The 20,629-nt window shown below is 65.3% G+C and carries 26 protein-coding genes and 1 tRNA gene; 6 read left to right on the top strand and 21 right to left on the bottom strand.

Features of this window, described 5'->3' with window-relative positions; genetic code table 11:
- Window positions 1–120: 120 nt before the first annotated feature.
- The 4 genes from ACQY7X_RS06315 to ACQY7X_RS06330 form a co-directional block, all read right to left on the bottom strand.
- A complete protein-coding gene (locus ACQY7X_RS06315; protein ID WP_428249008.1) occupies window positions 121–1,134 on the bottom strand; it encodes a PAS domain-containing protein in 1,014 nt (337 codons plus the stop codon).
- Window positions 1,135–1,154: 20 nt separating this feature from the next.
- Window positions 1,155–2,189 (bottom strand): PAS domain-containing protein, encoded by a 1,035-nt coding sequence (locus ACQY7X_RS06320; protein WP_428249009.1) that lies wholly within the window; start codon window positions 2,187–2,189, stop codon window positions 1,155–1,157.
- 242 nt (window positions 2,190–2,431) lie between these two features.
- Entirely contained in the window at window positions 2,432–2,992 is a 561-nt protein-coding gene (locus ACQY7X_RS06325) for a carboxymuconolactone decarboxylase family protein (RefSeq protein ID WP_428249010.1), read from the bottom strand.
- Between the two features lie 89 nt (window positions 2,993–3,081).
- Window positions 3,082–3,624 (bottom strand): peroxiredoxin, encoded by a 543-nt coding sequence (locus tag ACQY7X_RS06330; RefSeq protein ID WP_428249011.1) that lies wholly within the window; start codon window positions 3,622–3,624, stop codon window positions 3,082–3,084.
- A 152-nt stretch (window positions 3,625–3,776) separates the two neighbouring features.
- On the opposite strand from ACQY7X_RS06330, the gene ACQY7X_RS06335 reads away from it, so the two are divergent.
- The gene (locus ACQY7X_RS06335; RefSeq protein WP_428249012.1) at window positions 3,777–4,772 is read left to right on the top strand and encodes a hydrogen peroxide-inducible genes activator; all 996 of its coding nucleotides are present in this window, start codon (window positions 3,777–3,779) and stop codon (window positions 4,770–4,772) included.
- On the top strand, window positions 4,769–5,287 hold the full coding sequence (locus tag ACQY7X_RS06340) for an N-acetyltransferase family protein (RefSeq protein ID WP_428249013.1): 519 nt from the start codon (window positions 4,769–4,771) through the stop codon (window positions 5,285–5,287). Before ACQY7X_RS06335 ends, ACQY7X_RS06340 begins: the two co-directional genes overlap by 4 nt.
- A gap of 163 nt (window positions 5,288–5,450) precedes the next feature.
- Here the strand turns inward: ACQY7X_RS06340 and ACQY7X_RS06345 are convergent, their stop codons facing one another.
- The 5 genes from ACQY7X_RS06345 to infA all read right to left on the bottom strand — a co-directional run bounded on the left by ACQY7X_RS06345 (window position 5,451) and on the right by infA (window position 9,145).
- On the bottom strand, window positions 5,451–6,293 hold the full coding sequence (locus ACQY7X_RS06345; protein ID WP_428249014.1) for an MlaA family lipoprotein: 843 nt from the start codon (window positions 6,291–6,293) through the stop codon (window positions 5,451–5,453).
- Between the two features lie 185 nt (window positions 6,294–6,478).
- Window positions 6,479–6,691: a DNA gyrase inhibitor YacG gene (locus ACQY7X_RS06350; RefSeq protein ID WP_428249015.1), complete on the bottom strand. Its 213-nt coding sequence runs from the start codon at window positions 6,689–6,691 to the stop codon at window positions 6,479–6,481.
- A gap of 34 nt (window positions 6,692–6,725) precedes the next feature.
- Window positions 6,726–8,288, bottom strand: a complete 1,563-nt coding sequence (locus ACQY7X_RS06355; RefSeq protein WP_428249016.1) for a ribonuclease E/G — start codon at window positions 8,286–8,288, stop codon at window positions 6,726–6,728.
- Between the two features lie 20 nt (window positions 8,289–8,308).
- Window positions 8,309–8,920 carry a Maf family nucleotide pyrophosphatase gene (locus ACQY7X_RS06360; RefSeq protein WP_428249017.1) on the bottom strand — a complete coding sequence of 204 codons (612 nt, stop codon included), beginning with the start codon at window positions 8,918–8,920 and terminating at the stop codon, window positions 8,309–8,311.
- A 6-nt stretch (window positions 8,921–8,926) separates the two neighbouring features.
- A complete protein-coding gene (gene infA, locus ACQY7X_RS06365) occupies window positions 8,927–9,145 on the bottom strand; it encodes a translation initiation factor IF-1 (RefSeq protein WP_341978400.1) in 219 nt (72 codons plus the stop codon).
- A 223-nt stretch (window positions 9,146–9,368) separates the two neighbouring features.
- Here infA and ACQY7X_RS06370 point away from each other — a divergent pair, with 223 nt between their 5' ends.
- Complete coding sequence (locus ACQY7X_RS06370; protein ID WP_428249018.1) at window positions 9,369–10,004, top strand: phosphatase PAP2 family protein; 636 nt, start codon at window positions 9,369–9,371, stop codon at window positions 10,002–10,004.
- On the opposite strand, the gene ACQY7X_RS06375 is transcribed toward ACQY7X_RS06370, so the two are convergent.
- From ACQY7X_RS06375 to ACQY7X_RS06430, 12 genes are all read right to left on the bottom strand, one after another.
- Window positions 9,964–10,707, bottom strand: a complete 744-nt coding sequence (locus ACQY7X_RS06375; protein ID WP_428249019.1) for a hypothetical protein — start codon at window positions 10,705–10,707, stop codon at window positions 9,964–9,966. The two genes, ACQY7X_RS06370 and ACQY7X_RS06375, sit on opposite strands and share 41 nt — an antisense overlap.
- Before the next feature lie 27 nt (window positions 10,708–10,734).
- Window positions 10,735–11,982 (bottom strand): GAF domain-containing sensor histidine kinase, encoded by a 1,248-nt coding sequence (locus ACQY7X_RS06380; protein WP_428249020.1) that lies wholly within the window; start codon window positions 11,980–11,982, stop codon window positions 10,735–10,737.
- A 91-nt stretch (window positions 11,983–12,073) separates the two neighbouring features.
- Window positions 12,074–12,781 carry an SIMPL domain-containing protein gene (locus tag ACQY7X_RS06385; protein WP_428249021.1) on the bottom strand — a complete coding sequence of 236 codons (708 nt, stop codon included), beginning with the start codon at window positions 12,779–12,781 and terminating at the stop codon, window positions 12,074–12,076.
- A 202-nt stretch (window positions 12,782–12,983) separates the two neighbouring features.
- Window positions 12,984–13,418, bottom strand: a complete 435-nt coding sequence (locus ACQY7X_RS06390) for an arsenate reductase ArsC (RefSeq protein WP_428249022.1) — start codon at window positions 13,416–13,418, stop codon at window positions 12,984–12,986.
- 12 nt (window positions 13,419–13,430) lie between these two features.
- Entirely contained in the window at window positions 13,431–13,925 is a 495-nt protein-coding gene (locus ACQY7X_RS06395) for a UPF0262 family protein (RefSeq protein ID WP_428249023.1), read from the bottom strand.
- 21 nt (window positions 13,926–13,946) lie between these two features.
- Window positions 13,947–15,239, bottom strand: coding sequence for a histidinol dehydrogenase (gene hisD / locus ACQY7X_RS06400; protein WP_428249024.1), 1,293 nt, complete (start codon window positions 15,237–15,239; stop codon window positions 13,947–13,949).
- Entirely contained in the window at window positions 15,229–15,897 is a 669-nt protein-coding gene (gene hisG / locus ACQY7X_RS06405) for an ATP phosphoribosyltransferase (protein ID WP_428249025.1), read from the bottom strand. Before hisG ends, hisD begins: the two co-directional genes overlap by 11 nt.
- On the bottom strand, window positions 15,894–16,358 hold the full coding sequence (locus tag ACQY7X_RS06410) for a DUF2948 family protein (protein ID WP_428249026.1): 465 nt from the start codon (window positions 16,356–16,358) through the stop codon (window positions 15,894–15,896). Before ACQY7X_RS06410 ends, hisG begins: the two co-directional genes overlap by 4 nt.
- Complete coding sequence (murA, locus tag ACQY7X_RS06415) at window positions 16,355–17,635, bottom strand: UDP-N-acetylglucosamine 1-carboxyvinyltransferase (RefSeq protein WP_428249027.1); 1,281 nt, start codon at window positions 17,633–17,635, stop codon at window positions 16,355–16,357. Before murA ends, ACQY7X_RS06410 begins: the two co-directional genes overlap by 4 nt.
- A gap of 192 nt (window positions 17,636–17,827) precedes the next feature.
- Entirely contained in the window at window positions 17,828–18,382 is a 555-nt protein-coding gene (dcd, locus tag ACQY7X_RS06420; RefSeq protein ID WP_428249028.1) for a dCTP deaminase, read from the bottom strand.
- Window positions 18,382–18,552, bottom strand: a complete 171-nt coding sequence (locus tag ACQY7X_RS06425; protein WP_428249029.1) for a hypothetical protein — start codon at window positions 18,550–18,552, stop codon at window positions 18,382–18,384. The genes dcd and ACQY7X_RS06425 overlap by 1 nt, the downstream gene beginning before the upstream one ends.
- A gap of 66 nt (window positions 18,553–18,618) precedes the next feature.
- Window positions 18,619–19,155, bottom strand: a complete 537-nt coding sequence (locus ACQY7X_RS06430) for a CYTH domain-containing protein (RefSeq protein WP_428249030.1) — start codon at window positions 19,153–19,155, stop codon at window positions 18,619–18,621.
- Between the two features lie 166 nt (window positions 19,156–19,321).
- On the opposite strand from ACQY7X_RS06430, the gene ACQY7X_RS06435 reads away from it, so the two are divergent.
- The 3 genes from ACQY7X_RS06435 to ACQY7X_RS06445 all read left to right on the top strand — a co-directional run bounded on the left by ACQY7X_RS06435 (window position 19,322) and on the right by ACQY7X_RS06445 (window position 20,629).
- Window positions 19,322–19,396: transfer RNA gene (locus ACQY7X_RS06435), tRNA-Thr, on the top strand.
- A 60-nt stretch (window positions 19,397–19,456) separates the two neighbouring features.
- Window positions 19,457–20,200 carry an FkbM family methyltransferase gene (locus tag ACQY7X_RS06440; protein WP_428249031.1) on the top strand — a complete coding sequence of 248 codons (744 nt, stop codon included), beginning with the start codon at window positions 19,457–19,459 and terminating at the stop codon, window positions 20,198–20,200.
- A gap of 165 nt (window positions 20,201–20,365) precedes the next feature.
- Entirely contained in the window at window positions 20,366–20,629 is a 264-nt protein-coding gene (locus ACQY7X_RS06445) for a hypothetical protein (RefSeq protein WP_428249032.1), read from the top strand.

The raw sequence follows: 20,629 nt of genomic DNA on the forward strand, positions 1-20,629 counted from the left end.
TGCTCCGGAACAGCGGATGACAACACAACCGCGTATGACAGGGCCGTCCCCATCGCTTTCTGGTGAAGCGGCCGGGCCGTCCCGGTGCTGCTGTTTATGTAGGGCTGGAAAGCGGTTGCTTCAAGTACCTTCCACCGGCACCTGGCAGACCAGCAGCATGTCATAATCCTCACCCCGGCTGGTGATCGGCAACGCAATGCCTTCGATGCGCAGCGAATAACCGCTGGGTGTATAGCCATCGCCACGATACCAGGCCGGACGGCCAAGCCGCAGCGCCTCCAGCCCCAGGCGGTGCATCAGCTTGCCGAAATCCGGGTCCGGGTGCTCATCCAGCGATTTGCCGGTGAGGTCGAAACCGCGATCGGCGGCAAGGTAGCTGCCGATCAGGCGATAGCGCAGGCTGGGTGGCGTGGCGCTGCCCGCCATGCCGACGCGCTCCACCAGCAGCACGCGGCCAAGCCAGGGATGCAGCCGTTCGGGCGGAAAATCCTCGCGCCGCGGTTTGCGCTGCTGCGCGATGCCGTGCCACAGGTCATACAGCGCGCCGAGCGGCTCGGCCTTGATCCAGGGCCTGAGCAATGCCGGCTCGGCAATATTGAGCTGCAACGGCAGCGCTGCTTCCGCCACATGGTGATCATACTGCCCCACCAGGATCACATCGGGATGGCAGCCATCATCGGCCAGCGGCAGCGACAGTGCCTCGATGCTGTAGGTGAGATTATCCGGCTGGCGGATACGGCCGATGCCGAGCGCAGGCAGCCGCGTGGCCGTGACCTGCGCCATCTGCCGCGCGGCGAGGCCGGCGAAATGCGGATTGGGATGTTCCTCGATGAAGCGGCCGGTGAGATCGAAATCGCGCGCGAAGGTGAAATGGCTGCCATAGAGGCGATAGCGGAAGCGCGGCGCGGCATCCTGCTGCGGCACCACGTCGAACATCACCACATGACCGAGGCTGTAGCGCAGATCCTCCGGCGCGAAATCGGCACGGCTCGGCAATTGCCCGGCGCGGTCGCGCAGCATGGTCTGCCAATGCGCCAGCATCTGGCGCAATTCCGGCTGGCGCAGGAATGGCGACAGCACTTCCGGGCTGTCAACCAGCTGGCATTGCCAGAGATCGGTCAGCAGGGGCTGCATTTCACTCAACGCATCCCCCGTCACCGCATCACCTGGGCGGCCAGAAGCATGTCGATCGTCTCGCCATCGCTGGCCAGCGGCAGGATCAGGCCTTCGAAGCGGCTGCCGAGCGAAGCATGGGCGTCGATCAGATCGACCCAGAGCGGGCGACCATGCAGCGCCACCATGGCATAGGCCCGCCGCGCGGTTTCACCCAGGCTGGAATCGGGATGCTCGTCGAGAAACCGGTTGGAAAGATCATAGCCACGGAAACGCGCCACGTTGGAGCCGAACAGGCGGTAGCGGAAACGCGGCAGCGCATCCTGCTGCGGCACCACATCGAGCAGGAACAGGTTGCCGAGCAGATAGCGCAGGCGTTCGGGCTGCACATCGGCACGGCCAGGATAGCGCCGCGCGCCACGCCAGATCCGCCAGTCGGTGAGCAGGTGCTGCAATCCGGGATGGCGCACGCGCAGGCCGAGCAGCTCCGGCTCGGCATAAACGAGTTCGAGGCCGGCACGCTGGCGCTCGATGTCGAGATCGAGCGTCTGGTTGAACTGACCTGCCAGCAGCCGGTTGACGGTGACGCCATCATCGGAGAGCGGCAGCACCATCATTTCTGCCAGCAATGTCTCGCCATGCTGGCCGGTGGCGCTCCAGCGCCCGAGCAGCGGCTGGCGGCGGCGCAGTATCTCGCCGAAAGCCGGATAAGCACGGGCCGCGGCATGCGGATCGGGATGTTCGGAGAGCTGCTTGCCGGTAAGATCAAAACCGCGCGCGAAAGAGAAATTGGAGCCAAAGACGCGGTAGCGGAATTCCGTGCCGCCATCCGCCCCGGTCTCCACATCCAGCATGAAGATATTGCCGAGCAGATAGCGCAGCCGTTCCGGCGGAAACTCGGCGCGGCCAGGCAGCCGGCCAGCCGTGCGCGAAACATTCCAGTCGTCGAGCAACCGCGCCAGTGGTGGATTGAGCAGATGCGGCTTGAGGTCCTCCGGCTCGCCACAGAGGCCGAGATCGAAGCCGGGTTGCGCCAGCGGGCTCACCAGCGGACTGAAGGGTGGCGGCGTGGACATGCATCCATTGACACCAATCACTCCCGCGCGGTCAAGCCATGCGGCGGTAACGCCTTGGTTGAATTCACAAAGAGAAGGGCCGCCGGACTGGATGGGGATCGCGTCCGGCGGCCCTGGGCAACCCTGCCGGCAACCAGGAGCCGGTGGGTTGCTGGGGGTTCGTCTGTATCAGGCCAGCTTACTCAGCAGCCAGCTTACTCAGCAGCCGCCTTACTCAGCAGCCGGCTTACTCGGCTGCCACCTTACTCAGCAGCCTGGGCCTGCACCGCGTCAACGGCGGCGGCTTCGCCTTCCAGCGTCACGGCAACCGCATGCACGGTGGCGGCGATGCGCACGGCAGCCTGGATCTTTTCGGCTTCGAGGCCACCCTTGGTCAGTTCATGCTCATGCGCTTCCACGCACATGCCGCAGCCATTGATGGCGGAGACGGCGAGCGACCAGAGTTCGAAATCCAGCTTCTCGACGCCGGGCTTGCCGATCACGTTCATGCGCAGCTTGGCCGGCATGGTCTTGTAGGCCGACTGATCGCCCATCATGTGCACGAAGCGATAGTAGATATTGTTCATGCTCATGATCGCGGCGGCGGCCTTGGCGGCCTGCAACGCTTCTGGGCTCAGCTGCGGGCCGAACTCGGCCAGCACGGCCTGGATCACGCTCGGCTCGCGCGCGGCCAATGCCGTGGCAACGAAAGTGCCGGCGCGCTGCTGCTGCGTCAGGCCCTGCTCGGCGGCGAGCGAGGACAGGTTGAGCTTCAGGTCCTTGGCGTATTCGGGCAGACGGTTCTTCAGCACTTCGATCGACATGGGAATCCTCCGGGGAAAGAGCCCCGCCGCGCCGGATCGTCGGGATTGGCGCGACGGGGTATGACGTCTGCTGCTAAGCCAGTTGGTGCTTAGGCAGCCGGCTTCAGGACGTCTTCGCCCTTCTGCCAGTTGCAGGGGCAGAGTTCGTCGGTCTGCAGCGCGTCGAGCACGCGCAACACTTCCGCCGGGTTGCGGCCGACCGAGAGATCGTTCACCGACACGAAGCGGATCACGCCTTCCGGATCGACGATGAAGGTGGCGCGCAGCGCGACGCCTTCATTCTTGTCGAGGATGCCAAGCGCCTGGCTCAGTTCGCGCTTGATGTCGGCCAGCATCGGGAACGGCAGCGCCTTCAAGTCGGCATGGTTCTGGCGCCAGGCCAGATGCACGAACTCGGAATCGGTCGAGACGCCGTAGACCACGGTGTCGCGGTCGTTGAAGTCGCCGTTCAGCTTGCCGAAGGCGGCGATTTCGGTCGGGCAGACGAAGGTGAAGTCCTTCGGCCAGAAGAACACCACCTTCCACTTACCCTTGTCGGTGGCGTTGGAGATGTCGGTGAAGGCGTTCTTGATGTCGGTGGAAACCACGGCCTTGAGGTTGAAGCTCGGGAAGGCATCGCCAATGGTCAGCATAGCTACTCTCCTGATTATGGCCCCACCTGGTTGGCTGGGGCTCGTTTCGGTCTGGGGCTGGGGCAGCGTCGCCGCTGCCTTGACGGGGACACTAGCGAAAGCTATCTAATCGATCCAACGGATTAAAATGGTCACACTAATCGATTTTTCCGATGATAAACCTGCCGAGCCTGAAACAGCTGCGTTATCTGGTAACGCTTTCCGAAACCAAGCATTTCGGCAAGGCGGCGGAAGCCTGTTCGGTCACCCAGTCGACGCTTTCGGCCGGGATCCAGGAACTGGAAACCCAGCTTGATGCCGTTCTGGTGGACCGTACCAAGCGCAAGGTGCTGCTCACCCCCTTGGGCCAGGTGATGGCGGCCAGGGGCCGCGAGCTGATCGCCCAGGCCGAGGAGATGGTGTTGCTGGCCCGCGCCGTGGCGGAACCGCTGGCCGGGCCGCTCAATCTCGGCGTCATCCCGACGGTGAGCCCGTTCCTGCTGCCGCGCGTGCTGCGCAATCTGCGCCGCCGCTTCCCGAAGCTGAAACTGTTCCTGCGCGAAGACCTCACCGCGCGGCTGTTGCAGCAATTGGAAGCCGGACGGCTGGACCTGCTGCTCCTGGCCCTGCCGATCGAAGCCCGCGCAGTGGAAACCCTGCCGCTGTTCAGCGACCATTTCCGCTTCGCCTGCCGCAACGATCATCCGCTGGCCGAATCCAACGGCGTGCCGCTGCCGGCCTTGCAGCATGAAGCCTTGCTGCTGCTGGAAGACGGCCATTGCCTGCGCGATCACGCGCTCGATGCCTGCCAGCTGCCGCGACCGGGGCACGGCGGCAGCGGGCAGGAAAGCGTCGGCGCCACCAGCCTGCATACCCTGGTGCAGATGGTGGATAACGGCCTCGGCGTCACCCTGCTGCCCGATCTCGCGCTGCAGGCCGGCATCCTGCGCGGCACCGATGTGGTGGCGCGTCCGGTAATGACGCCGGACCAGGGCGAACCGCCGGCGCGCCAGATCGGCCTGGTCTGGCGCCGCGGCACGCAACGCGCTAAGGAATTCCGCCTGTTCGGCGAGGCTTTGCTTGCCGCCCTGCCAAAACCGAAACCAGTTTCTGACAAGACCGTCGCCGAAAAGTCCCCAGAAAGATCCCCGGAGGAAAAAGTCACATGAGCCGCAGTATCGTCCGCAGCGCCACCGCCCAGGATGCCGCCACCATCGTACGCCTGGTGCAGGCACTGGCGGATTACGAGAAGGAACCGCGGAGCAGCGTCAAGCTCACCGAGGCCGATATCCTGCGCGATGGCTTCTCCGAGCCGCGCCGCTTCGAGGCGCTGATCGCCGAACTGGATGGCGAGGCCGTCGGCTTCGCGCTGTTCTTCCACAATTACTCGACCTGGGAAGGCCGCGCCGGCATCTATATCGAAGACCTGTTCGTGCTTGAAACCGCGCGCGGCCACGGCATCGGCCGGCAATTGATCACCGCCGTGGCGGCGGTTGCCAAGCTGCGCGACTGCCCGCGCGTCGACCTCAATGTGCTGGACTGGAATCCGACGCGGGATTTCTATCACCGCCTCGACATCAAGCATATGAAGGACGAGCGCCAGTCCTGGCTGCCCTACCGCATGACGCGGCCCGCGATTGCCGCCCTGGCGGCGGATGCCAGCACCGACTGGCTGAAGCTGTAAGCTTCACCCCACCGCCACTCCAAAGCGTCACTCCCGCGCAAGCGGGAGTCCCATTTCTGCCAACCAAATGGGATTCTCGCGTTCGCGAGAATGACGAAGAAATGGACAACAAAAAAGGCGCCGCGATGGGCGCCTTTTTCTTTTCTCAAAAAAGAACTTCGGCTTACTTCGCCGCCGACTTGGTCTCGATGTCGTCGCTCGGCTTGGCGGCCATGCTGACGCTCGGCGCGGTCGGCTTCTGGGTCACCGGACGGTTCTTGATTTCGTCGGCGCGGCGCTGGCGATAGATGGTGCGCAGGCTGGCGTAGAAATCCAGCGAGGTGCGTTCCAGCGCATCAAGGGTGCCGCCGACTTCATCGCGGGTATCGAGCACGGTGAGGCCGAGGCGGGTGTAGATGAAGCCATCGGCATCGATGTTGCGGGCATACCAGTTGAACGGATCGGCGAAGGAATCAACGCCGAGGCCGACCAGGTCGCGCGGGTTCGACGGCCCGAGCACCGGCAGCATCAGGAACGGGCCTTCGCCGACGCCCCAGACCGCCAGGGTCTGGCCGCCATCTTCGGTATGGCCGGGAATGCCGAACCACTTGGCGGCCGGATCCCAGATGCCGAGCAGGCCGACGGTGGAATTGATGGCAAAGCGCGAAGCAGTATCGCCGGCGCGGGCGCTTTCACCCTGCAGCAGGTCATGGGCGAAGACGATCGGCGCCTTGAGGTTCAGCAGGGCGTTATGCACGCCATCGCGAATCGGCGGCGGCACCAGCTGATAAGCCAGCAGGGCCGGCTTGAGCAGGAAATGATCGACAACCTTGTTGAATTCGAGGATGGCGCGGTTCACCGGCTCGAGCGGATCATTGATCGCATCGACTTCGGCAGTGGAACTGCCAGTGGCGCCGCCCGTGGCGGGCGCGGAACCGCCCGACGAGCAACCGGCCAGCAGGCCAAGCGCACAAACGGAAACCAGGGCGAACTTCTTCCACCCAGCAGACTTCGGGGCTTCGAGCATGGTGTCTTACGACCTCTTACCGCTTCATAGCTCTAGATTTATCAGGCATTTGCCGGGCCAGGGCAAGACTAATCAGGGTCGCCCCAGGCGGTCGGCAGGATTCTGGCCGCCGGGAACTATTTTTCCCCGCCGGTGGTGCAAAAAGGCAACACTGACTGCTTGTTTTTCAATAAGTTAACACAACTTCAATGCAGCAGTGAGCGATCGCTCCCGGGCGCCGCCGGGGTCTCCTCGGCGGCATCCGAGTCGTCCTGTTCCACCGCCGGGATGGCATACTGCCCACTGAGCCAGCGATGCAGATCGACATCCTTGCAGCGGGCGGAACAGAACGGCGCCAGCCTGGCCATTTCCGGTCCATCCGATGCCTTGCCGCAGATCGGGCAGATCTTGGCTGCCATGGTCAAATCACCCACATCTTAATTCAGCCCGTTCTCAATTGAGGCGGTCGATGCTAAAGGCCTCGCGCCGCCGCCCGGCCTCGGGCCGCACTTCGACATGGGCGCCGAGCCGGCGTTCGAGCTGGCCGAGCAGATCCGGGCCGAACAGGGCGGCCACATCCGGCGCACAGGCGATGGCGAAGCGGGAGCCGCGCGGGCTCATGGCGGCTTCCGCCATGGCGCGGCGGATCAGTTCCGCCTGCACGGCGGGCAGCGACGGGATATGGCCATCGCTGTCGCAGGTCGGGCAGGCCTCGAACAGCCTTGTGCCGAGCGGTTCGCCGATGCGCTTGCGCGTCATCTCCACCAGGCCGAGCGCCGACATGCCGAGCACCTTCACCGGCGCCGGATCGCGGCTCAGCGCCTTGCGCAGGGCATTCACCGCCTGGGCGCGGTAGGCCGAGGAATCCATGTGCAGGAAATCGATCACGATGATCCCGCCGATGCCGCGCAGCCGCAATTGGCGCGCGATTTCCTCCGCCGCATCGAGATTGATGCGCAAAGCCAGTTCCTCGAAATCATTGCCGCGCCGCGCACCACGCGCGATATCCACATCAATGGCGGTGAGCGCATCGGTTTCGCCGAACAGCAGCGCGCCACCGGATGGCAGCACGACGCGGCGCGACAGCGCGGCATCGATATCGCTCTCGATCTCGAACAGCTCGAACAGCGCGCCGGGCTCGTCATAGCGTTCCAGCTTGCCGACCAGTTCCGGCGCATGCTCGAACAGCCAGGCGCGCGCCTCGGCGAAGCCGCGTGCATCGTTGACCCGGATGGTATCCAGCCTGGCGCCGACATGGTTGCGCAGCGCGCGGCCCACCGGCCCCATCTCGCGCCACAATTCCGCCGGTGCTGTGGCCTTGGAACGGCGTTCCTCGATGGCGATCCAGCGCGCCCGCAGCCGTTGCAGGTCGGCGGTCAGCGCCTCCTGATCGGCTTTTTCGGCGGCGGTTTCCACCAGCGCGCCCATCGCCAGGCGGCGGTCATCGCTGCGGCGGCGGTCGAGCGTTGTTGCCGCCGACTTGCCGACACGGCGCTCGCCGAGCTTGCGCCGCAGCGCGAGGCTGACCTGCGCCGGCGTCTGATCGGCCAGGGCCAGCATGCTTTGCAGCAGGGCGGCCAGCCGCATGCGTTCGGCATCCTCCAGGATGCGCTTGCTGACGCGGACGCGGGAATCATAGGGCGTCAGGGATATGAAACGGCCCGGCAGGCTGGGGCGCGCGGTGAGTTTCACGCCCTTCTCGCCCACCGGATCGCGGATCACCTGCACCAGGATGGCATCGCCTTCGGCCAGGCGCTGCTCGATCGGGCGGCTGTTATCGCCGAACATATCCGGCGCCAGGTCACTGGCATTGAGGAAGCCGTCGCGCGCCAGGCCGATATCGACATAGGCCGCCTGCAAGCCCGGTTCGATCAGCCGCACGCGGCCAAGGAAAATCGCGCCGAGCGCCGAATCGCGGTCGGGCCGTTCCAGATCGAGATGCACCAGCCGGTCATCCTCGACCAGCGCGACGCGGGTTTCGGTAAGGCCGACGTCGATCAGCAATTCGTTCGCCATAGAACCTATATAGCGGGAGATTACGCTGTAGGCCACAAGGGATAGCCGAAACCGCCAAGCAGGGCGGCGGTCTCGTGCAGCGGCAGGCCAACCACGTTGGAATAGCCACCCTGCAATTGGGCGACGAACAGGTCGGCGCGGCCCTGGATGGCATAGCCGCCGGCCTTGCCCAGGCCCTCGCCACTCTGCACATAGCCGGCGATTTCAGCATCCGACAGGCGCTTGAAGGAGACGGCGGTTTCGACCACGCGCTCGGCGCGGCGCACAATACCCTGGGGGCCATTCTGCAGCAGGCAAAGCCCGGTACAGACGCGGTGGCGGCGGCCCGAGAGCAGCCGCAGGCAGGCTTCGACTTCCTCGGGCGTCTCGGCCTTGGGCAGAATGCGGCGGCCCAGGCCGACCACGGTATCGGCGGCAAGGATCAGGCAGTCGCGCGGCATGTCGGCAGGCAGCGCGGCAGCGCAGGCCGCCGCCTTGGCACGGGAGAGCCGGCGGGCAAGCTGACGCGGGATTTCGCGGGGGAGCGGGGTCTCATCGAGATCGGCGGGCAGCACATGGGCTGGCACCACGCCGATCTGAGACAGAAGCGAAAGCCGCCGGGGCGACGCCGAAGCGAGCACAAGCGGCGGCATGCAGCGTTACTTGAAGCGGAAGGTGATGCGGCCCTTGCTCAGGTCATAGGGGGTCATTTCCACCATGACCTTATCGCCGGCCAGCACGCGGATGCGGTTCTTGCGCATCTTGCCCGACACCTGGGCAAGCAACTCGTGGTCATTCTCAAGCTTCACGCGGAACATCGCGTTGGGCAGCAATTCCAACACGACGCCGGGGAATTCCAGCAATGCTTCTTTGGACATCAGCCCTCTTTTCGATCCGAACAAATGCGCGCCGGAACCCATAATCAGGCCCAAAATCAGGCGATAGGCAGCCCGGGCCGGCGCAAGCGGCGCCGAACATGCGTCCAAACCCCAGGAAAATCAAGACTGCAACGCGACGCTTTGTCGCCGGACACGGCCATTCCAGCGGGTGTAGATTGCCCTGGCTAACACCCTGGAATCGCTTGCGCCTGAGCCCTCCGCCATGAAATCCGCCCTGTTGCGCGCCCTGCTGGTGCTGGCGCTGGCCGTGCTGCTGGCCAGTGGGAGCTACGCTACCCTGGACCAGCCCATTGCCCACCTGGCCCAACACGCCCCGGCCTGGCTCGGCAAACTGGCCGCCCTCGTCACCCGGATTGGCAATCCCGGCTGGTCGCTGCCGCCGGCCGCCCTGCTCTGGGCCTGGTGGCGCTGGCGGCGGCCCGATCCAGTCCGCGCCGCTGGCGCCGCCCGGGTTTTCCTGGCGGTGGCCGGCGCCGGCATCGCCAGCGAAATACTGGAACGGTGCGTGGGCCGCGCCCGGCCCCATCTGCTGTTCGAGCAGGACATCTACGGCTTCGCCTTCCTGCAATTCCGCCGTCACTTTGATTCCATGCCCTCGTCCCACGCGGCGGTGAGTTTCGCGCTGTGCCTGAGCCTGGCCCTGCTGTTGCCCCGGCATCGCTTCTGGCGTGGCGGCCTGCTGGCGCTGGCGGTAATCGCCGCGAGCTGTCGCCTGATACTGAACGCGCATTACCTTGGCGATGTGCTGATCGGTGCGGCGCTGGGCATCGCCGCCGCGCTGCTTGCGGCGGCCTGGATTACCAGCCGAAACGCCGCGCCAGCCGCGCTCCGAACCTGAACCGCGAGGCCAGTTCGCTCAGGAATGTCACCAGGCAGGCACCGCTCAGGTACAGTAGCGCGCCCTGCTCCAGGGCGCGCAGCAGCAGGGCGATGCCGTCATGGGCGGCGAACCCGCGATAGCGGCAGTCGTCGCCCCAGAGATAGAGCGACGCACCGAAAGCGGCGAACAGCAAGGCCGCCGCCAGCGGCAGGGCATAGAGCCGCAGCAATCCGCCGCGCGGCGCGGTGGTCGAACTCACGGGCGCCTGCGGCGATACGGCCAGCATGGCCGCGACCAGCAGCAGCGTAGTGGCATTGAGATGGGCGATCAGGCCGAGCCGCGCGGCGGCTGCCGGCACCGCATCGCAGCCCGAAGCAGCCGTGGCAGCGGGCAAAGCCTGACTCAACGGCTGCCAGAGCCAGGCGGTGGCGCCGCGCCAGGTAGCGCCGGAAGCGGGCGAGAGAGTTTCCAGCCCCAGCAGCAGCGCGGCATAAAGCCCGGGCAGCAGTACCGGCAGCCAGTTACCGAATTTGGTGCCGAGCTTGGCAAAACGCGCCGGCTGCCGGCGCATGATGTAACTGGCGGCACCGCCGGCTATTGCTGCGAACAGCAGGCCGAACAGCAAACCGCCAGAGCCGCCGAACAGCAGCCCGAGCAGGCTGACCAGCAGCACGCGGCTGACGGCATAATCAAGCAGCACCTGATCTTGTGCCGATGCCATTACGCCCGCACCATCAGGCCCGCACCATCATGCCAGCGGCAGGCTGACCGTGACGGTGGTGCCTTTGCCGAGTTCGGAGGCGATATCCAATGCGCCGCCATGCAGCGCGACGAGCTGCCGCGTGATGGCAAGGCCCAGCCCGCTGCCCTCGGCGCGGCGCGCCATGACCGGGCCGGACTGGAAGAACGGCTCGCCCAGCCGGCGCAGATCCTCCGGCGCGATGCCGATGCCGGTATCCTTGATGATAAGCCGCAGCCAGCCCTCACGCTCCTCACCGGTGATCGAAACCTGACCGCCGGCCGGGGTGAATTTCACCGCATTGCCCACCAGGTTGAGCAGGGCCTGGCGCAGCGCCGAGCGGTCGGCGGAAATCATCGGCAGCGCCCCAACGGCCGCGGCATCGAGAGCGAGCGCAACACTGCCGGCATCGGCCTGCACCCGCACCAATCCGGTAACCACGGCAACTTCCTCGCCCACCGTCATGGCCTCGCGCTGGAGCGCAAACTTGCCGGATTCGATGCGGGTGAGATCGAGGATGGCATTGATCACTTCAAGCAGATGGCGGCCGCCTTCCACGATCATGCCGGCATAATGCTGGTAACGCGGCGAGCCGAGCGGGCCGAACGGCTCGGCCTCCATCAATTCGCCAAAGCCAATCACGGCATTGAGCGGCGTGCGCAATTCATGGCTCATGAAAGCGAGAAAGTTGGTCTTGGCCCGGTTGGCATATTCCGCATCGGCGCGGGCCTGTTCGGCTTCCAGCAGCGCCCGATGCAGCTGCATGGCATCCTGCGCCATGCCGGCAAGGTCGCTGAGCAATGCACGCTGTTCTTCGCTGAGATGGCGCGGCTTGCGGTCGATCACACAGAGCGTGCCGAGCGCATGGCCATTTTCATCGAGCAGCGGCGCCCCGGCATAGAAGCGGATACCCGGATCGCCCGTGACCAGCGGATTATCTATGAAGCGTGCATCCTGGATGGCATCCGGCACTTCAAGCATCGAGCCATCGGACACGGCATGGGTACAAAAAGAAATGTCGCGCGGTGTTTCCGCCAGATCGACACCTTGCCTAGCCTTGAACCATTGCCGCTCGGCATCCACCAGTGTCACCAGCGCAATCGGCATGTCGAGCAGCCGCGCCGACAGCGCGACGATGCGGTCGAAGCGCGGATCGGCGGGGGTATCGAGGATGCCATAGCGATGCAGCGCCACCAGTCGGTCGGCCTCGTTGGGCGGGAGCGGCGCTGCTGTCACGGTAGCCTCGGGCTGCTGCATTACCGCTGATTATAGCGGTTTACGCCGGCAACCCAAGACGCGCTGTAGCTGCGCTGAAGCGCCATTGCAACCAGGACTACTGAAGGCGGGATTACTGAAGGCGGGCGTCACCCTCGACGGTGAGGCTGACGGTCTGGCTGCCCGGCTCGGCCACCGGCGCGGCCATCGCCTTGGCCGACATCGCCATGGCCATCATGCGCGGCTGCGGCTGTTGCAGCCCGCCACCGATACGCACCTGCTGCCAGCCGGCGAAAGCCTGGCCCAGGGCAGCGGCGCCGAGTTCGGCGCGGGCTTTCAGCCGCGCGATGGCTTCGCGGGTCAGTTCATCCTCCAGGCTGCGGCGCAGTTCGCGCGAGACTTCAAAGCTCAGGCCCTGCAGCAGCAGGCCATCCTGCTGCAATTGCCCGGCGGCTTCGAGCAGCTTGGCCGAATCCTTCGAGGTGACGCTGAATTGCGCACTGGCACGCCAGCGCGGCGGGCCGGTCAATTGCCCATTGGGGCCGCGCGGCGCGTCTTCCCAGGTGGTGTAACCACCGGTCGCCACTTGCAGCCCGGCGGCCTTGGCCTTCGCCACCGCCTTTTCCAGCGCGGCATTGACCTGGGCCTGGGCCTTTGCCGCCGTATCGCCGCTGGCTTCCGCCGCCAGGCGGGCGCGCAGCAGGTCAGGCGTCACCTCGCGCTCGGCGGTCTCCGAGAGGCTCAAGCTGGTGCTGCGCTCGGCCGGCAAAGTGGCGACCGGCTGGGCCTGCACGGGATGGGCCAGCAGCATCAGGGCAAGAGCAAGGGCTTCAAGACGCATCGGGATACTCCTTAGTCGATACCGCCCTGACTAACGCCGGAAAATGGCGAGATTATGGTGTTTGGGACACTTCATTTCTACTTTTTGTCACCCTCGCGCAGGCGAGGGTCCCATTTCACTGTTAAATGGGATACTCGCTTTCGCGAGTATGACGCGAAGGGCTGGCGCGAGTATGACGCGATGAGGCGGACCTCAGCCCTCCTCACCCGCCCTGGGTACCGAATTTCGGGAAGCGCTTGCGGATGCGCTGCATCAGCGTGTCGCGCACTTCGCGATAGGAGGAGAGGCGCTGCTCGCGGCTGCCTTCGACGATGGAAGGATCGAAGGTATTCCAGAATTCCACGTCGCAGGACATGGTGCGGGTCATTTCCAGCGCGCGGTGATGCGCTTCCGGCGACAGCGTGATGATCAGGTCGAAGGACGAGTCTTCCAGTTCATCAAAGGTCTTGGGCTTGTGCCGGGTGATATCGAGGCCGATCTCGTCCATCACCTCGACCGCCATCGGATCGAGCTGGCCTTTGCGCAGGCCGACCGAGTCGGCGAACACCTGACGCGGAAACAGGCTTTTCAGGATGCCTTCGGCCATCGGGGAGCGGATGCTGTTCATGGTGCAACAGAACAACACGCTGCCGGGCATGCCTTCCACCGGTCAGCCCCGGATATGCAATACGCAGATGAGGGTAAACAGCCGCCGGGCGGAATCGAAATCGGTTTCGATCTTGCCCTTGAGGCGCTCCATCAGCAGCGTGGAGCCTTCGTTGTGCACGCCGCGCCGCGCCATGTCGATGGTTTCGATCTTCGACGGCGTGGCGGTCTTGATCGCCTCGAAATAGCTGTCGCAGATCTCGAAATAGTCCTTCACGATGCGCCGGAACGGCGACAGCGCCAGGATGATCTTGCCCAGCGGCTGCGCCTCGGCATCGCGGATATCAAATACCAGGCGGTTTTCCTCGATGCCGAGAAACAGGTTGAACGGCCCCTGATTCTCATGCGCGCCGATCGGCGAGAACATGTTCTGTTCCAGCAGGTCGAAAATCGCCACCTTGCGCTCATGCTCGACATCGGCAGAGCGGCGCACCAGCGTGCGCTCGTCGAGCTGCACATCGACGAGGCGGTGGTTGGCGGGCGGGGCTTTGGCGGTCATCGAGCGGCGGCTTTGCTGAAGTCAGTCGTCGAGGCGTATGGTAACCGACAAACCATGGGCATGCAGCCCCTCGGCTGCCGCGAGTTTCGCCGCCGCCGGGCCAATGCGGGCCAGCGAGGCGGCATCACATTCCACTAGGGTGGTGCGCTTCATGAAATCGAGCAGGTTGAGGCCGGAGGCAAACCGCGCCGCGCCCGCCGTGGGCAGCACATGGTTCGGCCCGGCGACATAATCGCCGATGGCCTCTGGCGTGTGGCGGCCGAGGAAGATGGCACCGGCATGACGCACTGCCTTGGCCAGATCATGCGGATCGGCGATGGCCAATTCGAGATGCTCCGGCGCAATACGATTGACCAGGGCCGGCGCCTCGGCCAAGGCCGGCACCACGATCAGCGCGCCGAAATTGGCCCAGGAGGCCGCCGCGATATTGCCGCGCGGCATCTTGGCAAGCTGCGCCGCCACGGCATCGCGGACCTTGGCTGCGAAAGCCGCGTCGTCGGTGATCAGCACCGATTGCGCCACTTCGTCATGCTCGGCCTGGCTCAGGAGATCGGCCGCGATCCAGGCCGGATCATTGGCAGCATCGGCGACAACGAGGATTTCCGACGGGCCGGCCGGGTTGTCGATGCCGACCTGGCCGAAGACCTGGCGCTTGGCTGCCGCCACATAGGCATTGCCTGGGCCGGTGATCTTGTCCACCGGGGCAATCGTCTCGGTGCCGTAAGCCAGCGCGGCAACAGCCTGGGCGCCACCGAGGCGATAGGCTTCGGTGATGCCGCAGAGCTTCAGCGCCGCCATCACCAGCGGATTGAGTTCGCCGCCCGGCGTCGGCACGCAGACGGCGATGCGGCGCACCCCGGCCACTACCGCCGGCAGCGCGTTCATCAGCACCGACGACGGATAGGCCGCCTTGCCGCCCGGCACATAAAGGCCGACGGCATCCAGCGCGGTCCAGCGATGGCCGAGCTTGACGCCTTGCGCATCGGTGAAGAAATCATCCGCCGGCATCTGGCGGGCATGGAAGGCACGGATGCGCTCGGCGGCAACCTCAAGCGCGCTGAGCGTCGCCTGATCCACCAGCGCCGCCGCCGCATCCATCTCGGCCTGGGAAATGCGCAGACCCAGCTTCGCGGAATCGACCTTGTCGAATTTCGCGTTCAGTTCATGCAGCACCGCGTCGCCGCGCTTACGCACATCGGCGATGATCTGGGCTGCGACAGCGCCGACATCGGCCTCGGCATCGCGCTTGGATTTCACCAGCGCATCGAAGCGCGCGGCGAAATCGGCATCGCCCATGTTCAGCTCAAGCGGCATCGACCACCTCGCGCATGCGTTCGATCCAGCCGCCGACTTCGCGCGGCCGGGTTTTCAGCGCGGCGCGGTTCACCACCAGCCGCGAGGTCACTTCCGCGATCACTTCCACTTCCACCAGGCCATTGGCCTTGAGCGTCGCGCCCGTCGACACCAGATCGACGATACGGCGGCACAGCCCGAGCAGCGGCGCCAGTTCCATGGCGCCGTTCAGCTTGATGCATTCCGCCTGCACGCCGCGGCGGGCGAAATAGTCATGGGTCACATGCGGATACTTCGTCGCCACGCGGACATGGCTCCAGCGCCGCGGATCATCCGACTGGCTCAGCTCCGCCGGCTCGGCGACGCTCAAGCGGCAATGGCCGATGCCGAGATCGAGCGGCGCGTAGATTTCCGGGTAATCGAATTCCATCAGCACATCGTTGCCGGCCACGCCAAGCTGGGCGGCACCGAAGGCGACGAAAGTGGCGACATCGAAGCTGCGCACGCGGATCAGCTCCAGGCCGGGCTGGCTGGTGGCGAAGCGCAGCTTGCGCGAATGTTCGTCATGGAATTCCGCTTCCGGCACGATGCCGGCGCGCGCCAGCAGGGGCAGCACTTCCTTGAGGATGCGGCCCTTGGGCAGGGCCATCACAAGCGTTGAGGAGTCGGGCGGGGTCATGACTGGCGATCGTCGGTCTGGTGTTTCGGTACGCGGCGCACCGGGTAGGGCGTGCCAATATCCTGCAATTCGGCGGCTATGCATTCCACATCCAGGCGCACCGCGCCACCCCCGGCGAAAACCAGGGTGAGCCGCGCCGCCGGGGCTTCGTCACCCGGCTCGACCAGCACGGAGAGCAATTCCAGCGGCCCTGCCGTCACTTCCAGGCGCTGGCGCTGCACCCGCAGCACGCCATCGAAATGCAGCCCGGCCTGGCTGCGGAAATGCGGCTTGGCGCCGAGCCTGCGGGTCTTGTCCTCGTCTTCCCAGCGGAAGCGGTTCAGCACCAGGGCGAAGCGGCGGCGGCGCGGCTGCCAGGCAATATCCGCCAGCTGCAAGGTGGCGTCCTGCAGGCAGGCCGAGAGCACAGTGATGTCCTCGGCATCCTCGGCGCGCAGCTTGAGCGGCGTCAGCTTTTTCATCCCTTGAGCCGTTCGATATCGGCGCCGCAGGCGGCGAGCTTTTCTTCCAGGCGCTCATAGCCGCGGTCGAGATGATAGACGCGGTTCACAATCGTTTCGCCATGGGCGGCCAGGCCGGCCAGCACCAGCGACACCGAGGCGCGCAGATCGGTGGCCATCACCGGCGCGCCGGTCAGGTCGCCAACGCCGCGCACCAGCGCGGAAGAACCATGTACCACGATATTGGCGCCCATGCGGGTGAGTTCGGGCACATGCATGAAGCGGTTCTCGAAGATCGTTTCGGTGATCATCGAGGCACCCTCGGCCACCGCCATGATCGACATCACCTGGGCCTGCATGTCGGTGGGGAAACCGGGAAACGGCTGGGTGAGGAAATCGACGCCCTTGAGGCGGCTGCCATTGCGCTTCACCAGCATGCCGCGCGGCGTTGGCGTGATGACGCAGCCGGCTTCCACCAGCTTGTCGTTCACCGCTTCGGTCAGGTCCGGCCGCGCGCCGATCAGCTCGACCTCGCCGCCGGTGATGGCGACGGCGGCAGCATAGGTGCCGGTCTCGATGCGGTCAGGCAGGATCATGTGCCGCGCGCCATGCAGCGAGGTCTGGCCGCGCACGGTCAGCGTCTCGCTGTCCAGGCCCTCGATCTGCGCGCCCATGGCGATCAGGCAGCGCGCCAAATCGCCGATCTCCGGCTCGCGCGCGGCGTTTTCCAGAATCGTGTTGCCATCGGCCAGGCAGGCCGCCATCAGCAGGTTCTCGGTGGCACCGACCGACACCATGGGGAAGCGGATATGGGCGCCCTTGAGGCCCTTGGGGGCGCGCGCCTTGATATAGCCGTTGGCGATCTCGATCTCGGCGCCCATTTCGCGCAACGCCGCGATATGCAGGTCCACCGGCCGGGTGCCGATGGCGCAGCCGCCGGGCAGAGATACTTCCGCCTCGCCGCAGCGCGCCAAGAGCGGCCCCAGCACCAGCACGGAGGCGCGCATCTTGCGCACCAGGTCATAGGGCGCCAGCGTCGAGGCGATATGGCCGGCAGTCAGGTGAATGGTGCGGCCTTCCGCCGTGCCATTGCCGCCATCCATCGCCACGTCAACGCCATGCTGTTGCAGCAGATGCGCCATGGTGGCGATATCGGCGAGATGCGGCACGTTCGACAGCGACAGGGTTTCCGCCGTGAGCAGGCTGGCGGCCATCAGCGGCAACGCCGCGTTCTTGGCGCCACCGATGCCGATGCTGCCGTGGAGCGGCTTGCCGCCGCGCAACCGAATACGATCCATGTGCTGAACTACCCGAGAGGCCCGGGCGCGGCCGACTAGCCGGGCGCGGGCCAGAAATGTGGCCGATTGCGAGTGTATCTAGAGCATTCCGCCCGGCTTTGCCAGCCGGACCGATCACCCGTAAACCCGGTTTAACGGCGGATTCTGGCGGAATTCAGGCGAAGCAGCGGAATCTTTGCTGCCGCCTGAAGATTACAGCTTCGGCAGCGTGACGCCGCGCTGGCCCATGTATTTGCCGGCGCGGTCGGCGTAGCTCACCTCGCAGGGCTGGTCGCCCTTGAGGAACAGGAACTGGCAGGCGCCTTCATTGGCATAGATCTTCGCCGGCAGCGGCGTGGTGTTGGAGAATTCCAGCGTCACATGGCCTTCCCATTCCGGCTCCAGCGGCGTGACATTGACGATGATACCGCAGCGGGCATAGGTGCTTTTGCCCAGGCAGATCACCAGCACATCGCGCGGGATGCGGAAATATTCCACCGTGCGCGCCAGGGCGAAGGAATTCGGCGGGATGACGCAGACATCGGTATCGAAATCAACGAACGAGCTGGGCGAGAACTGCTTCGGATCCACCACGGCGCTGTTGACGTTGGTGAAAATCTTGAATTCGCGCGCCACGCGGGCATCGTAGCCATAGGAGGACAGGCCGTAGGAAATCGTGCCTTCGCGCTTCTGCGCTTCCACGAAGGGCTCGATCATGCCCTGCTGACGCGCCATGTCGCGGATCCAGATATCGCTCATCACCGCCATCAGCGCGGCTCCCCTTCAGACTGTTGTGGTTCAGGCTGCGGCGCCTCATCCGTCTCCTGGCGCGCCCGGTCCTGCTGCTTGCGGCGCCCGAGATTGCTGCGCAATTGCGCCGCCAGGCGCTGGCGGCGCTCCTCGCGGCGGGCTGCGGTTGCCTCGGTCAGATGCGTCATAGGCCGGTTATAGCGAAGTCGCCGCCCTATTCAAACCGACCCGGGCCTATTCAAGAGGACACAGGCCTACTCAAGCGGACCGAGGGCCTCGATATGCGGCTGCAATTCGGCATCGAGAACCGCCGGCTGTTGCGGCGCCTCGGCCAGGGCGGCATTGCGGTAGCCGGGATCGTCGGTCACTTCGGCGCCGAGCCAGACCGGCAGGTCGAGCGCACGGTCGGGACGGTCGAGTTCGATCTCGGCCAGCCACATGCCCTCATGGCGGCCATGAAACTGGTCGATTTCCCAGGTCAGACGGGGGGCGCCCTGGCCCAGGGCCGGCAGGCGGTAGCGGGTCTTGGTCACCTTGTGCCGCTCCGGCCAGGCATCCAGCAGCCTGCGCGCCAGGGCCACCGGGATCGCCGCCTCGTATTCCTGCCGCGCGGCGCCGGGCGTGTCGCTCTTCAACGTCACCCAGGCATCCTCGGCCGCGATGCGGATGCGCAGGTGGTATTCGCCCACCCGGCCGAAATAGCCCTGCTCCAGCCGGCGGCCGCCCAAGCCGGCGACGATGCCGGGTTCGCGGACCAGGAATTTGCGTTCGATTTCCAGCTTCGCGGCCACGCCGCACCTCAACCATTTCTTTACCCAAAGCCTGCATAAACCCTTGTCCCGCCAAATCAAGTCGGGGCACGGCGGGTGCGGCAACGGGATGCAGGATTTTGCTTTCCTGGGGTGCTTGCATCGGGAGGGGGCCTGTGGCACTTTCCGCGCCGTTTTCAGCCGGCGCGCTGCCGTAGCTCAGTGGTAGAGCACGTCATTGGTAATGACGAGGTCGACAGTTCAATCCTGTCCGGCAGCACCAGCGCCCGCCCTTGCGTTTCCCGCTCTTCCGTTCCCCGCCCTCCCGTTCAAGGATTTGCGCTTGGCCTGGGAACCGCCCTCCACCCTTGAAGAAAAGCTGAAATACACCCTGGTGCCGCCGGGGATGTACCGCACCTACCGGCTGTGGAAAGAGCTGCGCCGCGGCGAGGCCGAACTGCATCTGGTGCCGTTCCTGGTCGACCGCGAGCGCGCCGCCCTGGATGTCGGCGCCAACAAGGGGGTGTGGACCGCCATGCTGGCGCGCTACTGCCCCAGGGTTTTCGCCGTGGAGCCGAACCCGAAGCCGTTCAAGGTGCTGGCACGCTGCAAGCCGGCCAATGCCGAGGCCTGGCAGATCGCCGCCTCGAACCGGACCGGCGAGGCGGAATTGCGCATACCGCTGGGCCGCAAGGGCTATTCCAACCAGGGCGGCTCGCTCAACGCCACCAAGGTGGGCGAGCATTACGGCAGCGTGAAAGTGCCGGCCAAGCGGCTGGATGACTGCGACCTGCCGCCGATTGGCTTCATCAAGATCGACGTGGAAGGCTTCGAGGCCGAGGTGCTGGAAGGCGCCGCCGGACTGATCCGCCGCGACCGCCCGGTGATGGTGATCGAGATGGAAGAAGCCCATACCCGCAAGCCGATCGAGACCATGGTGGCCGAGGTGGTGGCCCTGGGCTATGCCGCCTTCGCACTGCGCCATGGCCAGCTGGTGCCGTTTTCGGCGCTGGACCCGGAGGCCAATCACCGCCGCCCGGCGACCCGGCGGGACTACGTTTTCAATTTCATTTTCCTGCCCGCCTGACCTTATAGCGGGCAAATTCGACGCAGCGTTTCCAGTGCTTTAGCGGGCCTGCAACCGAAATGCATGCAATTAACCATATTTTAGTCACATTGCGTCAAATTACTCTGGACGTAGGCCGAAACAGGTCTACGATAGACACCGCGTCCCGCATACCGGGAGGGGCTGATGGCACAAAAATATCCGTTCGCGAATTTTCAGATCGACGGCAAGGTGGTCACCCTGATCATGGTGGCCGAGGCCGGCATCTCGACGCCCGAGCTGGCGCAACGCTCGATGTCCGCCTTCCAGCAGAAACTGGGGCGCCATGATCTCGTGCTGGTGGCGCAGGGCGTCAGCCTCACGCCGATCTACATCGGCGCCAAGCCGTTCGTGGAAAAGCTGAAAGACATGCCGCTCGGCCGCGTCAACTGGCAGCATTTCGAAGCCTGA

The sequence above is a fragment of the Ferrovibrio sp. genome (genome assembly GCF_965278975.1).
Lineage (GTDB): Bacteria > Pseudomonadota > Alphaproteobacteria > Ferrovibrionales > Ferrovibrionaceae > Ferrovibrio.

Coding starts and splice junctions, on each gene's coding strand:
- hisG (WP_428249025.1), bottom strand. CDS start 15,897: ATGACCCCGCCCGACTCCTCAACGCTTGTGATGGCCCTGCCCAAGGGC.
- ACQY7X_RS06390 (WP_428249022.1), bottom strand. CDS start 13,418: ATGCCCGGCAGCGTGTTGTTCTGTTGCACCATGAACAGCATCCGCTCC.
- ACQY7X_RS06335 (WP_428249012.1), top strand. CDS start 3,777: ATGATAAACCTGCCGAGCCTGAAACAGCTGCGTTATCTGGTAACGCTT.
- ACQY7X_RS06350 (WP_428249015.1), bottom strand. CDS start 6,691: ATGGCAGCCAAGATCTGCCCGATCTGCGGCAAGGCATCGGATGGACCG.
- ACQY7X_RS06425 (WP_428249029.1), bottom strand. CDS start 18,552: ATGACGCATCTGACCGAGGCAACCGCAGCCCGCCGCGAGGAGCGCCGC.
- murA (WP_428249027.1), bottom strand. CDS start 17,635: ATGGATCGTATTCGGTTGCGCGGCGGCAAGCCGCTCCACGGCAGCATC.
- ACQY7X_RS06375 (WP_428249019.1), bottom strand. CDS start 10,707: ATGGCATCGGCACAAGATCAGGTGCTGCTTGATTATGCCGTCAGCCGC.
- ACQY7X_RS06325 (WP_428249010.1), bottom strand. CDS start 2,992: ATGTCGATCGAAGTGCTGAAGAACCGTCTGCCCGAATACGCCAAGGAC.
- ACQY7X_RS06445 (WP_428249032.1), top strand. CDS start 20,366: ATGGCACAAAAATATCCGTTCGCGAATTTTCAGATCGACGGCAAGGTG.
- ACQY7X_RS06360 (WP_428249017.1), bottom strand. CDS start 8,920: ATGCCGCCGCTTGTGCTCGCTTCGGCGTCGCCCCGGCGGCTTTCGCTT.
- hisD (WP_428249024.1), bottom strand. CDS start 15,239: ATGCCGCTTGAGCTGAACATGGGCGATGCCGATTTCGCCGCGCGCTTC.
- ACQY7X_RS06410 (WP_428249026.1), bottom strand. CDS start 16,358: ATGAAAAAGCTGACGCCGCTCAAGCTGCGCGCCGAGGATGCCGAGGAC.
- ACQY7X_RS06315 (WP_428249008.1), bottom strand. CDS start 1,134: ATGCAGCCCCTGCTGACCGATCTCTGGCAATGCCAGCTGGTTGACAGC.
- ACQY7X_RS06380 (WP_428249020.1), bottom strand. CDS start 11,982: ATGCAGCAGCCCGAGGCTACCGTGACAGCAGCGCCGCTCCCGCCCAAC.
- ACQY7X_RS06395 (WP_428249023.1), bottom strand. CDS start 13,925: ATGACCGCCAAAGCCCCGCCCGCCAACCACCGCCTCGTCGATGTGCAG.
- ACQY7X_RS06370 (WP_428249018.1), top strand. CDS start 9,369: ATGAAATCCGCCCTGTTGCGCGCCCTGCTGGTGCTGGCGCTGGCCGTG.
- ACQY7X_RS06345 (WP_428249014.1), bottom strand. CDS start 6,293: ATGCTCGAAGCCCCGAAGTCTGCTGGGTGGAAGAAGTTCGCCCTGGTT.
- ACQY7X_RS06340 (WP_428249013.1), top strand. CDS start 4,769: ATGAGCCGCAGTATCGTCCGCAGCGCCACCGCCCAGGATGCCGCCACC.
- ACQY7X_RS06320 (WP_428249009.1), bottom strand. CDS start 2,189: ATGTCCACGCCGCCACCCTTCAGTCCGCTGGTGAGCCCGCTGGCGCAA.
- dcd (WP_428249028.1), bottom strand. CDS start 18,382: ATGGCGGTGATGAGCGATATCTGGATCCGCGACATGGCGCGTCAGCAG.
- ACQY7X_RS06330 (WP_428249011.1), bottom strand. CDS start 3,624: ATGCTGACCATTGGCGATGCCTTCCCGAGCTTCAACCTCAAGGCCGTG.
- infA (WP_341978400.1), bottom strand. CDS start 9,145: ATGTCCAAAGAAGCATTGCTGGAATTCCCCGGCGTCGTGTTGGAATTG.
- ACQY7X_RS06355 (WP_428249016.1), bottom strand. CDS start 8,288: ATGGCGAACGAATTGCTGATCGACGTCGGCCTTACCGAAACCCGCGTC.
- ACQY7X_RS06385 (WP_428249021.1), bottom strand. CDS start 12,781: ATGCGTCTTGAAGCCCTTGCTCTTGCCCTGATGCTGCTGGCCCATCCC.